The sequence below is a fragment of the Brevundimonas sp. KH_058 genome (assembly GCF_057838505.1).
The window spans coordinates 344,100-356,349 of sequence record NZ_CM174469.1 but is presented as its reverse complement, the minus strand read 5'-3'; the positions used below and the strand labels follow the sequence as shown (position 1 = coordinate 356,349).

10 protein-coding genes are annotated in these 12,250 nt (G+C 66.5%); 3 read left to right on the top strand and 7 right to left on the bottom strand.

The window, feature by feature from the left end:
- Window positions 1-7: 7 nt before the first annotated feature.
- Together AC3ISA_RS01650 and tipF are read right to left on the bottom strand one after the other, a co-directional pair.
- Entirely contained in the window at window positions 8-877 is an 870-nt protein-coding gene (locus tag AC3ISA_RS01650) for a TIGR01459 family HAD-type hydrolase (RefSeq protein WP_489179048.1), read from the bottom strand.
- Between the two features lie 191 nt (window positions 878-1,068).
- Window positions 1,069-2,343: a flagella assembly cyclic-di-GMP phosphodiesterase TipF gene (gene tipF / locus AC3ISA_RS01645; protein WP_489179047.1), complete on the bottom strand. Its 1,275-nt coding sequence runs from the start codon at window positions 2,341-2,343 to the stop codon at window positions 1,069-1,071.
- A 109-nt stretch (window positions 2,344-2,452) separates the two neighbouring features.
- Here tipF and AC3ISA_RS01640 point away from each other — a divergent pair, with 109 nt between their 5' ends.
- Both AC3ISA_RS01640 and AC3ISA_RS01635 read left to right on the top strand, forming a co-directional pair.
- Complete coding sequence (locus tag AC3ISA_RS01640) at window positions 2,453-3,223, top strand: SDR family NAD(P)-dependent oxidoreductase (RefSeq protein WP_372694883.1); 771 nt, start codon at window positions 2,453-2,455, stop codon at window positions 3,221-3,223.
- A 43-nt stretch (window positions 3,224-3,266) separates the two neighbouring features.
- Window positions 3,267-4,193: a lysophospholipid acyltransferase family protein gene (locus tag AC3ISA_RS01635; RefSeq protein WP_489179046.1), complete on the top strand. Its 927-nt coding sequence runs from the start codon at window positions 3,267-3,269 to the stop codon at window positions 4,191-4,193.
- Here the strand turns inward: AC3ISA_RS01635 and AC3ISA_RS01630 are convergent.
- The 5 genes from AC3ISA_RS01630 to ileS form a co-directional block, all read right to left on the bottom strand.
- Complete coding sequence (locus AC3ISA_RS01630) at window positions 4,139-4,645, bottom strand: response regulator (RefSeq protein WP_489179045.1); 507 nt, start codon at window positions 4,643-4,645, stop codon at window positions 4,139-4,141. The two genes, AC3ISA_RS01635 and AC3ISA_RS01630, sit on opposite strands and share 55 nt — an antisense overlap.
- A gap of 66 nt (window positions 4,646-4,711) precedes the next feature.
- On the bottom strand, window positions 4,712-5,584 hold the full coding sequence (locus AC3ISA_RS01625) for a M23 family metallopeptidase (protein ID WP_489179044.1): 873 nt from the start codon (window positions 5,582-5,584) through the stop codon (window positions 4,712-4,714).
- On the bottom strand, window positions 5,581-5,781 hold the full coding sequence (locus AC3ISA_RS01620; protein WP_489179043.1) for a DUF2093 domain-containing protein: 201 nt from the start codon (window positions 5,779-5,781) through the stop codon (window positions 5,581-5,583). Before AC3ISA_RS01620 ends, AC3ISA_RS01625 begins: the two co-directional genes overlap by 4 nt.
- A gap of 39 nt (window positions 5,782-5,820) precedes the next feature.
- Window positions 5,821-7,074, bottom strand: a complete 1,254-nt coding sequence (locus AC3ISA_RS01615) for a cation:proton antiporter domain-containing protein (protein ID WP_489179042.1) — start codon at window positions 7,072-7,074, stop codon at window positions 5,821-5,823.
- An 848-nt stretch (window positions 7,075-7,922) separates the two neighbouring features.
- On the bottom strand, window positions 7,923-10,934 hold the full coding sequence (gene ileS, locus AC3ISA_RS01610) for an isoleucine--tRNA ligase (protein WP_489179041.1): 3,012 nt from the start codon (window positions 10,932-10,934) through the stop codon (window positions 7,923-7,925).
- 304 nt (window positions 10,935-11,238) lie between these two features.
- On the opposite strand from ileS, the gene AC3ISA_RS01605 reads away from it, so the two are divergent.
- Complete coding sequence (locus AC3ISA_RS01605; RefSeq protein ID WP_489179040.1) at window positions 11,239-12,144, top strand: hypothetical protein; 906 nt, start codon at window positions 11,239-11,241, stop codon at window positions 12,142-12,144.
- The last annotated feature ends 106 nt before the right edge of the window (window positions 12,145-12,250 follow it).

The following is a 12,250-nucleotide window of genomic DNA, read 5'->3' as shown; positions in this document are numbered from 1 at the left end:
GCGAGCCTTACCAGGCGAGTTCGAGCGCGGCGTATCGCGCATAGGTCGTTTCCGCCTTCAGCAGGGTGGCGGCGCGGGCGGGATCCAGGGTTCCGTCTTCGCCCTTGGCCTGGTCGCCGTGGATGCCCTGGGCGATGAACAGGCAGTCCAGCGCCTGGGCGTTGGCGCCCATGACGTCGGTGACGACGCCGTCGCCGATGCACAGGACGCGTGAGCGATCGACGGCGCGGCCCAGCAGGGTTTGCGCCTCATGAAGGGCCAGGTCGTAGATCGGGGCGAAGGGCTTGCCCGCCATGACGACGCGACCGCCCAGGGATTCATAGAGATCGGCCAGCGATCCGCCGCAGTAGATCAACTGGTCGCCGCGCTGAACCACGCGGTCTGGGTTGGCGCAGATCAGTTCAATGTCGCGCGCCGCGCCGACGGCGAACCGATCGCGATAGTCCTCGGGTGTATCGACCGTGTCGTCGAACGGCCCGGTGACGGAGATGAAGGCGGCGTCCTGGGCGCTGTCGGCGCGTTCCAGGTCCAGGCCGGCGTAGAGGGGGGCGTCGCGTTCGGGGCCGACGATCCAGGCCGGGCCGGGCGCGCGCTTGGCCAGTTCGGCTCGGGTCGCGTCGCCGGAAGTGACGAAGGCCTTCCACGCCTCGCGCGGCACGCCCAGGCCGTCCAACTGAGCGATCACGTCCGAGGCTGGGCGGGGCGAGTTGGAGATTAGCACGACGTGACCGCCCTCGCGGTTGAACCGCTTCAGCGCCTCGCACGGCGCCGCCCAGCTTTCGCGGCCGTTGTGGATCACGCCCCACACGTCGCAGAGCAGGATGTCGTAGTCGCCGGCGACGGCGCCGAGGTGAGGCAGGGCGTGGGGGAGGGTCATGAGAGGCAAGTAGCGGTTTGGGGCCCAACGCGAAAGTCTCCTCCCCACTTGTGGGGAGGGGGACCACAAAGTGGTGGAGGGGCTCTTGAAGTCTCACCGGCGGCCGTGATGCGGTGAAGAACCCCTCCGTCACGGCGCTGAAGAAGCGCCGCGCCACCTCCCCGCGAAGCGGAGAGGAGACAGCCAAGTATTTAGCTGAACCGACGGCGCTGTTCGGCGCTGCGCAGTGTGGAGCGCAGGAACTCCGCCGGGGGGTCGGTTTCGGCCAGGACCTGTTCCTTGATGGCGCGGGGTTCGCCGAACAGGTGACCCTGGCCCATGGCGACGTCCAGTTCGAGGATGTCGACGACCTGGCGTTCGTTCTCGACCTTTTCGGCGATGACCTCGACGCCGTAGCGACGGGTCAGGGCGGCGAAGTCGGCGGCCTGGATGTCGGGCATGGAGCGCAGGGGCGCGCCGCCGTCCAGATCCAGCAGTTGTTCGATCATCAGGTCGGCAGAGACCTTGATGAACTTGACGTCCGAGCGTTGCAGGTCGGCGAAATCGAGGTCCAACGTCTGGACCTTGTCCAGCGAGAAGCGGAAGCCGAGGTCGGCCAGCTTGGCCATGTTGCGGGCCTCGATGGCGCCACGGGCGTCGAAAGTGGCCTGGCCCAGTTCGAAGATCAGGGCCTGGTTCAGGTCGCGGTTCTCGGACAGGAAATCCAGGAACTGCGGGAAGAAGGTGTCGTCGCCCAGCGAGGTCAGGGCCACATTGCAGAAGACGCCGACCTTGCGGTCCTGGCGCGCCAGCCGTCGCACGATCTGGGCGCAGCGGAACAGCAGCAGATTGTCGATGGCCGGCACCAGGCCCTCGCCCTCGGCCATGGATAGGTATTCCGCCGGCATCATGACGCGGTCGGTCGAATCCCGCAGGCGGGTGAAGCTCTCGTAGAAGAGCGTCCGGCGCTGGGGCAGGGAGACGACCGGCTGGAGATACAGATCCACGCGGCCTTCGCTGAGCGCCTCATGGATGGTGCGCAGCAGGACGTTGGACTGGGCCATACGGCGGCCCTCGAAGGTCTCGACGCCGATGTGGGGCGCAGCCGACAGGCGTTCGTCGATGCTTTCGCTCATCTGCTGGACTAGGGATTCCAGCATGCGAACCTCGCCGGTCAGGGCGTCGGTGTCGGACAGGACGCCGCTCTCGATGGCGTGGGCCAGTTCGGTCAGGGCGCCTTGGGTGGATTCCATCGCATCGGCCAGCAGGCGGTGAGCCTCGCGGACCTGGCCGATTTCCTTTTTCAGGACGCGGCGTTCGGCGATTCCGGTGACGATGCCGTGAAAGGCGCCCAGCAGACCCAGCGCGCCGAGCGTTCCGGCCACGCCTGCGCCGATCCCCAGACCGGCGCGCCACAGGAAGGCGCCCACGGTCATGCCGAGGAACAGATAGGCGAAATACAGAAAGCCCGTTGTTACGTTGCGCATCGGCTGGCGGTCGGCCACTCCCGGATGGAATCGCCCGAGTATCAGGCTATCAATGTCATTCGGCTAGAGCGGGACGATAAATATCCCCGCCAGAACCACGGGAAACGCAATGGAACTGTTCGATCTGACCGGCAAGGTCGCAATCATCACCGGATCGTCGCGCGGAATCGGCAAGGCGATCGCCGAACGGCTGGCCGAACACGGCGCCAAGGTCGTCATCTCGTCGCGCAAGGCCGGGCCGTGCGACGAGGTCGCCGCAGAGATCAACGGCAAGTACGGCGAGGGACGCGCCATCGCGGTTCCTGCCAACATCGCCTCCAAAGAGGATTTGCAGCGTCTGGTGGACGAGACCAACGCCGCCTTCGGCAAGGTCGATATCCTGGTCTGCAACGCCGCGACCAATCCCTATGCCGGGCCGATGGCGGGCATCGCCGACGACCAGTTCGAGAAGATCCTGCAAAATAACGTCATCTCGAACCATTGGCTGATCCAGATGGTCGCGCCGCAGATGGTGGAGCGGAAAGACGGGGCGATCCTGGTGATCTCGTCCATCGGGGGCTTGCGCGGCAACGCCCTGATCGGCGCCTACAATATCTCCAAGGCGGCGGACATGCAGCTGGTGCGGAACCTGGCGGTGGAGTGGGGACCGTCGAACGTGCGGGTCAACTGCATCGCGCCGGGCCTGGTTCAGACCGATTTCGCCAAATATCTGTGGGAGAATCCCGAGCTGCTGAAGACGGTCACCGAGCCCGCGCCGCTGAAAAGGATCGGGCAGCCCGATGAAATCGCGGGCACGGCGGTCTATCTGTGCAGCCCTGCGTCGGCCTATGTGACCGGACAGACGCTTGTGGTGGACGGTGGATTGACGATTGCCTGGTGAAGAGACGCGCTCAAGCCGCCCGACGGGCGGTAGCGCAAAAGATGTGCGGCAGGATCTGATCTGGCGCTTGGAGGCCTTCGGCTTCCAGGCGCTGTTCGGGTTTCTGCGCCTGCTGGGCGTCGAGCGGGCGTCGGGGCTGGGCGGCTGGCTGCTGCGCACCCTGGGGCCGCTGACCGGCACGCAGAAGACGGTAATGCGCAATCTGCGGATCGCGTTTCCCGACATGGGCGCCACTGAGCGTGAGGCGCTCGCGCTGGCTCAGTGGGACCAGACGGGCCGGACCTTCGCCGAGCTGGCGGTCATGGACCGGCTGACGCCCGAGGGCGGGCGGGTCGAGGTGGTCGGGATGGAGCGGCTGCACGCCCTGCGCGACAGCGGCCGGCCGGCAGTGCTGATCTCGGGCCATCTGGCCAACTTCGAGGTGATGGCGGCGGTGATCATGGCCTCGGGCGTGCCGTGCCAGGTGACCTACCGCGCCGCGAACAATCCGTATGTCGACGCCCTGATCCGCCAGAGCCGCGAGCGATACGGCATCCGCCTGTTCGCACCCAAGGGCGACGGGACGCGCGAGCTGATGGCGGGGATGAAGCGCGGCGATTCCATCGCCCTGCTGGTCGATCAGAAATACAATCAGGGGCCGGAGGTCGAGTTCTTCGGTCAGCCGGTAAACGCCTCGCCGGGGGCGGCGAGGCTGGCGCTGAAGTTCGATACGGTCATGCTGCCACTATCGGTGGTGCGGCTGCCGGGCGTCCGGTTCCGGGTGACGGCGCACGAGCCGATCGTCGTCAGCCAAAGCGAGGACAAGGCGGCGGATACCCTCGCGGGGATTCAGGCCGCCAACCGCTTCGTCGAGGATCGGGTGCGGGAGCGTCCCGTGGACTGGTTCTGGGTCCACAAGCGCTGGCCGGACAAGGTTTATGCGGCGTTGGAGCGTCCAGCCTCGGACGAGCGGCGGAACGGACCGGCGTAGTCCGGCGCCTGGCGACGTCGGCGGCAGGGACCGTTGTAGTCGTCGGTCTTGATGAAGGCGCGGGGCCGCATGATGACGGCGTTGATCCGGTCCAGCACGGCCTTGGCGGTGATGGGTTTGACGATGAACTCGGTGACCCCGGCGTCGCGGGCCTCATAGACGCGGCTGCGTTCGGAATGGCCGGTCATCATGATGATCGGCAGAAAGGTGTTGGGGCTGTCGGGGCTGGTGCGGACCAGGCGCGTGAACTCGACCCCGTCCAGCGGGAACATGTTGAAATCGACGATGGCCAGGTCGATGGCGTGGCGACGCAGCAGATCGAAAGCGGTCGCGCCCTCGGCCGCCTCGTAGACGTTGCGGATATCGGCCGAGTGCAGCACGGCGGCGGCGATGGCGCGCATGTTCTGATTGTCGTCCACGAGCAGGACGTTCAGCGACTTGAGAGAAAACATCGGGCCCCGGCAGGTAGATCGCCGAAGCTAAGGGGATGTGCGTAGTCCCGCAAGCGGAGCCATTGATCAGGCGAGCGTTTCCGGGGCGCGGGCGCCGACCATCAGCGATGGGTCCAGATTGCGGTCGCGCCATTTCATGCGCCAGCACAGGTGCGGGCCGGTGGCTCGGCCGGTCATGCCGACGCGACCCAGCGGATCGCCGCGCCGTACGCGCTGGCCTTGTTCCACATCCAGCCGCGACTGGTGCAGGTAGCAGGTGATCAGGCCCTGACCGTGGTCGATCAGGGTCAGGCCGCCCTCGAAATGCATGTCGGGTCGCACGAAGGCGATGCGGCCGTCGGCGGGGGCGCGGATCACGCTGCCCTGTGGTGCGGCGAGATCGATGCCGTAGTGGGGCCGGGCGGGCGTGCCATTCAGGATGCGCTGGGCGCCCCAGGCGCTGGAGACGCGGTAGCTCTCCAGCGGCCAGATGAAGCCGGACTTGAATTCGTCGGCGTCGATGCGGCTGGCGAAGCCCTCGGTCTTGAGGGCGATTTCCTGCTGGATGCGGGCCAGCAGCGCGGGGTCGCTGGGCTCGACGGTCGAGGGCGGCAGGCCGTTCACGCTGGTCGAGGGGAAGGCGTAGGGGGCGATGTCGAGGGTGCGGCGGGCCGAGCGGTCGCCGGCGCGGGCCTCGATCTGGACGCTGGCGACGGCGTCGCGGTCGAAGCCGATCACGAAGAGGCCGGCGGCCGAGGCGGTGGTCAGGGCCTCGCCATCGACGAAGATCAGGGCGCTCGGCGCGGTGCGTCCGAAGGCGTAGCCGCCCTGACGCCAGGCGCCGTTCAGAGCCAGCGGCAGGGCGTTGCGGTCCTGTTCCCGAAGGTTTTGGGCCGCCAGCGGCGCGGCGATGAGGCTGGCGGCCGCGCCGGTCAGCAGGGCGCGGCGCGACGGGATCATGTGGGGGCTTGCTGGGCCGCGATGAATTCGGCGGGCCCGAAATAGGGCTGCTGGCGCGTCGGGCTCCAGTAGCGGAGGATTTCCAGCGGGATCGGCCTGTCCGTCACCGCGCAGCGCACGAAGCGGCCGGGCTTCAGCACCGCGAACTCGCCGTCGCCATAGTGAAGAACGGCCTGGTCTGCTGCGGTCATATCCATGATCGAACGATAGCGGGCGGCGGCCGGGGCGAAAAGGGTTCAGGTCGTGGCTACCGCATCCGTGATCGGACCGTCGGCGGCAGGCGGGCGGGTCGCGCCGGACGGGGGCGACTTGGGCTTGCCGCCCATCCGGTCGGTGAACAGGAAGACGAACGGGTTCAACGAGATCGACAGCAGGGCGGCGGCCAGGATCAGGTCGTGGGTCTCGCGGCTCATGGCGCCCAGGGACACGCCAAGGGCGGCCAGGATAAAGGAAAATTCGCCGATCTGGGCCAGGGACGCCGCGACGGTGAAGCCGGTCGGGCGGTCCAGCTTGAACGTCTTGGTGATGACCAGGGCGGCGACCGACTTGCCGACGATGACGATGCCCAGCACGCCCAGGACAGCCCAGGGCTGGCGCACCACGATCATCGGGTCGAACAGCATGCCGACGGAAACGAAGAACAGCACGGCGAAGGCGTCGCGCAGCGGCAGGGACCGCTCGGCCGCATTGTGACCCAAGGGTGAGGCGTTCATCACCAGGCCGGCCAGGAAGGCGCCCAGGGCAAACGAGTGGAACAGGAAATAGGCCAGCCAGGCGATGCCCAGGGCGATGGCCAGAACGCCCAGGGTGAAGAGCTCGCGCGACTTGGTGTGGGCGATGCGGATCAGCAGCCACGGAATGACCTTGCCGCCGACGACCAGCATGCCGACGACGAAGAGGACAACCTTGAGCAGGGTCAGGCCGACGTCCGTTCCCAGCGCCGCAAAGTCGGTCTGGGTTCCGGCCGGAACAAGGATCATGGGCAGCATGACCAAGGCGATGACGATGACCAGATCCTCGACGATCAGCCAGCCGACGGCGATGCGCCCGATCTCGCCCTTGACCTGTTTGCGCTCCTCCAGCGCCCGCAGCAGGACGACGGTGGAGGCGACGGACAGGGCGAAGCCCATCAGAAGGGCCTCGACATCGCCCTGGCCCAGGACGAACCGGCCGAGACCCCAACCCAGCACGGTGGCGACGGTGATCTGAACCAGGGCGCCTGGAATGGCGACCTTGCGGACCTGCATCAGGTCCTTTGGCGAGAAGTGCAGGCCGACGCCGAACATCAGCAGGATGACGCCGATCTCGGCCAACTGGGGCGCCAGTTCGGTGTCGGCGACGAAGCCGCCCGTATAGGGGCCGACGACGACTCCGGCGACCAGATAACCGACCAGGGGCGACAGTTTCAGCCGATGCGCCAGCATGCCGAACACGAAGGCGAGGACGAAGCCCCCGACCAGGGTGAGGATCAGGCTGTCGGCATGCGGCATCAGGGCTCCTGTCGCGAGCGAAGGTGTGATTTTGGCTAGGCTTTGCAGTTGGGGCGCGAGGGGCGGTTTGACAAGATGACGCAGTGTCGCGCGGGGCGGAAAACGGCTCCATCTTCGCGCTTTCGCTGCGAAGTTGGGTGGAGGGCTGGGCGGAGCGCCGGGCCTTCGCCCGGAGTTGATTTGTGTTGTTACCGTTTCGACGAAGGGTATGACGCTCCGCGCGGTTGGTTGGCCTGCAAGCTCGGGGCGTCGAGCGGTGGCGGTCTTATCGCCTAACCCCATAAGCCTGCGACGGGTCGGCGGGGTCTGCGAAACCCCGTCCCGAGTGCGATCGAGTATCCCCCTCGACCCTCCGACACCGCTCCAAGAGTCGATGTCAGCGCGGAGGGATTTCACCCCCGCTCCCGTTCCATCCGCTCCCGCCGCCGCAAGGTCGCAGGCCAAGCGAGCCCTCCATGCGACGAGACGGGTGTATTATGGGGCGGTTTGACCCCGTGGGCAGGAGAATGGGGACATAAATCGGCAAGCGGTTGAAATCGCAGAGAATGAACCAGCGACATTGTGATGGCTGGGGTGCAATTCACGCTTCTCAATATCCGTCATCCTCGGCCCTGTGCCGAGGACCCACCCGTCCGCCGCACGATCATGGAGCGTGGCGCACGAACCGTTGCGCGCATTCTTTCACGGTCGAGTTCGCCTGACCGTGGGTCCTCGGCACAAGGCCGAGGATGACGGACTAAAAAACGAGGAGCAGGCACCCCGAAACGGCAAGAGCGAGGTTGCGGAAACAGCCCCCTCATCCGTCTCGCTCCGCGAGCCACCTTCTCCCCCGAGGGGAGAAGGATTCGTCAGCCGTGCGTCTGGTCCCAATGCCGAACCGCATCGGCGTCGCGGGCCGAGAGGTCGGGGTAGGCGGGGTCGGAGCCGACGTCGGGGACGCGACGCCAGGAGCGGGCGCATTTGGGGTGGTTTGCGGTGGCGACTGTCACAGTTACGGGAGTGTCTGTAACCTCAGGACGTTCGAAACGTTCGCTTCTACGGGGTTCATTTCCCTCTCGGACTGCGGAGGCAAACTCTTTGGAGCCGGTGTCTATTATGCGTGCAACGCTGGTACGGAAAACCTCTGCAGCGTCGATCCCTTCGAACGCATCCAGTGTGTTGGAATTGTTGACATAAGCCGTCACGTCCGCATCTAGCGCGTTACCGATGAGCTTCTCCCGACGCTTTTCTTCCAAAGCCCCGGTGACGACGAGCAGAACTTGTTCGATGCTTCCCCAACGCGCGGCCTCGGCCGGGTTCTCCCACTCCACCGGCGTCTCGGGGATCACCCGGGCGCAGTTGGTGCCTGCATCCGGGAAGCGCGTCGTCCAGGCCTCTTCCATCGTGAAGGGCGTCAGCGGCGCCAGCCAGGCCGTCAGGCGCATGAAGACCTCGTCCATCACGGTGCGGGCGGCGCGGCGGCGATGGCTGTCGGGGCGGTCGCAGTAGAGGGCGTCCTTGCGGATGTCGAAATAAAGGGCCGACAGGTCGTTGGAGCAGAACTCCAGCACCGGGCGGACGACGTCCTGGAAGCGATATTCCGTGTAGGCGGTGCGGACCTGGGCGTCGAGTTCGTGCAGGCGGTGCAGGATGAACTTTTCGAGCGGCGGCATTTGGTCCAGCGGCAGCCGCTCGGCCTCGTCGAAGTCGGCCAGGGCGCCCAGCAGGTAGCGGACGGTGTTCCGAAGCTTGCGATAGGCATCGACCGTGGTCTGGAGGATCTGTTTGCCGATCCGCTGGTCTTCCGAATAGTCGACCAGCGACACCCACAGACGCAGGATGTCCGCGCCGCTCTCCTTGATGATGGTCAGGGGATCGGTGGTGTTGCCCTTGGACTTGGACATCTTCTCCCCCTTCTCGTCGAGGGTGAAGCCGTGGGTCAGGACCGCCTTGAACGGGGCGCGGCCACGGGTGCCGCAACCTTCCAGCAAGGAGGACTGGAACCAGCCGCGGTGCTGGTCGGAGCCTTCCAGATAGAGGTCGGCGGGCCAGTGCGCCGGCCGGTCGCCGGTGTAGCCGTGCTCGGCCGTGCGCGGGTCCAGGGTGAAGGCGTGGGTCGAACCGGAATCGAACCAGACGTCGAGGATGTCCTCGACCTTTTCGTAGCGGGCCGGGTCGTGGGCGCCGAGGAAGTCGGCGTCGGGCGCGGTGAACCAGATGTCGGCGCCGTGCTCGGCGACGGCCGACACGATGCGGGCGTCGACCTCGGCGTCATGCAGGGGCTGGCCGGTCTGTTTGTCGATGAACATGGCCAGCGGCGTGCCCCAGGCGCGCTGGCGGCTGACCAGCCAGTCGGGACGACACTCGACCATCGAACGGATGCGGTTCTTGCCGGCGGCGGGGTGGAAGGCCGTGTCGTCGATCGCCTTCAACCCCGTTTCGCGCAGGGTGTCGCCGGACTGCTGACCTTCAGTCTTCAGGGGCTCGTCCATGCGGATGAACCACTGGGGCGTGTTGCGGAAGATGATCGGGGCCTTGGAGCGCCACGAGTGGGGATAGGAGTGCTCCATCCGGCCGCGCGCCAGCAGGTTGCCGGCCTCGATCAGCTTTTCCATCACCGCGCCGTTGGCGGGACCGAACTTTCCGGTCTTCTTGCCCTCGGTCTCCAGCACCTTGAGGCCTGCGAACAGGGGGACGCCGGGGTAGTAGGCGCCGTCGGGATCGACGGTGTCGGGCACCTCGTGATGACCGTGGGCCTTCCAGACCTCGAAGTCGTCGGCGCCGTGGCCCGGCGCGGTGTGGACGAAACCGGTGCCCGCGTCGTCCGTGACGTGGTCGCCGGCCAGCAGCGGCACGGAGAAGCCGTAGCCGCTGTCCAGAGCCGCCAGCGGGTGGGCGGTCTCCAGGCCCGACGGATTGATGTCGTAGACGCGGGTCCAGGCGGCGATCTTGGCGGCCTTGAACACGTCCTCGGCCAGCTTGTCGGCCAGAATCAGGCGGTCGCCGGGCTTGGCCCAGGGCGCGAACTCCAGGCCCTCTTCCATGGCCGTGACCTCATAGAGGCCATAGGCGATCTCGGGGCCGTAAGAGATGGCGCGGTTGGCCGGGATGGTCCAGGGCGTGGTGGTCCAGATGACGATGGACGGGGTGCTGGAGCGGAAGGCCAGGAGGTCGTCAGGATGGTCGTCGGACATGGCCGTGACCGGGAACTTGACCCAGATCGTCGGGCTGACGTGGTCATGGTATTCGATCTCGGCGTCGGCCAGGGCGGTGCGCTCGACCGGCGACCACATGACGGGCTTGGAGCCGCGATAGAGCTGGCCCGTGTTCTTGAACTTGTGGAATTCGGCGACGATGGCCGCCTCGGACTTGAAATCCATGGTGGCGTAGCGGTTGGCGAAGTCGCCGGTGATGCCCAGGCGTTTGAACTGGTCGCGTTGCAGGTCGATGTATTTGCCGGCGTATTCTCGACAGGCGGCGCGGAACTCGTCTTTCGACACCTCGTCCTTGCGGCGGCCCTTGGCGCGGAACTGTTCCTCGATCTTCCACTCGATCGGCAGGCCGTGGCAGTCCCAGCCGGGGACGTAGTCGACGTCGTAGCCCAGCAGGAAACGGCTGCGGACAACGAAATCCTTCAGAGTCTTGTTCAGCGCATGGCCGATGTGGATGTCGCCGTTGGCGTAGGGCGGGCCGTCGTGCAGGACATACAGCGGGGCGTTCTGCGCCTGGCGCTCGGCGCGCAGGGTTCCGTAGAGGTCGCCCCACTGTTCCAGGATGACCGGCTCCTTCTGGGGCAGGCCGCCGCGCATGGGGAAGGGCGTCTCGGGCAGGAAGACGGTGTCGCGATAGTCGCGGGCGGTGGATTCGGGGGCGTCGGCCATTGGAGCAGTCTCGGCGTCGTGAAAGTTATGTCGCTGTCTTCGTTCGCCCGAACAGGTGGGCGGTCTTCCCGGCGTGCGCGGGGCTGACCCCTGCAGCGCTACGCCGGGCGGCTAATCGAAATCAGGCGAATGGAGACGCGGACGGTCATTATGCGGGCGGTCTAGCAGACGGATGCGGCATTGCGCCATCCCGAAGGATGCGGCGCATCAACGGAAACGAAAGGCTTTTGTCGTTTTGGTGAATGCAGGATCGGCCGGCGTCTTGTCTGGTCGACACGAAATCTACGTTTGGGAGTTCCCGCCGATGCGGCTGCGGATCACGAAATGGATGCTGGGCCTGGCGGCCGGCCTCGCCGTCTCGGCGGGCGCCGGCGCGGCCCTGGCGCAATGCACGTCCGGCTGCGAGCCGCCGCCCTGCACATCGTGCGAGCCGCCGCCTCCGCCCGAGCCGCCGCCCTGCAACGGCGGTGGAAACTGCGGTCCTGGCGGCGGCGGTGGCGGCGGAAACTGGAACGGCAACATCAATACCAACGTCAATGTGAACGTGAACCTGGGCGCAAACGCCAATGCGAACGCGGGCGCCAACGCCAACTCGGGCGCGCGGTCGTTTCTGAACGCGCGGGCCGGCGGCTTCTCGGGCAGCTATGGCGGGGGCGGCGGCGCGGCCTATGTCAGCGTCGATCAGCCCTATCCGACCACGATCCAGGGCCTGGCCGTCGAGGGCATTGTCGCCCAGACCATCCGCACGCCCTACAGCGCCTTCCGCAGCATGATGAAGCGGGTCGTGATCCAGGCCGTATGTATCGACGACCGCCAGGTGCCGCACCCGGCCTCGCAGGTGCGGCCGGATCGCGAGATCGCGGACGGGTTCGACGGCGAGCTTTATCGCTGCCTGTCGGGCACCTGGCTGCAGGCGACCATCGCGGATTATAACGGCGACATCAGCTTCGATCACGGCACGACCCTGACCTGCCGCAAGCACGAGGCGTTGTGGTACGGCCCCGGCGGCAAGCTGGAATGCCGTCCCGAGAGGCCCGAGCGCGACTGCAACGAGCGTTCGCTGCTGCGTCGCTACGGCGCCGGGGTGAAGATCCTGACGATGTACCGCGAAGAGGAATACACCGAATACCGCGAGGAACAGGTCGAGAGCGCGACCGTGCTGACCGGGGTCATCACTCTGGACGGCGGCGTCGGCGGCCGGGTGTTCTGAACGGAAGCCGAACAGGTCCATTCAGCCGCCGATCAGGCGGGACGTGAGATAACAAGACCGTCGGCTCTCCGTCGACGATCCTGATGACTGGCCCCGGTTCAAGAAC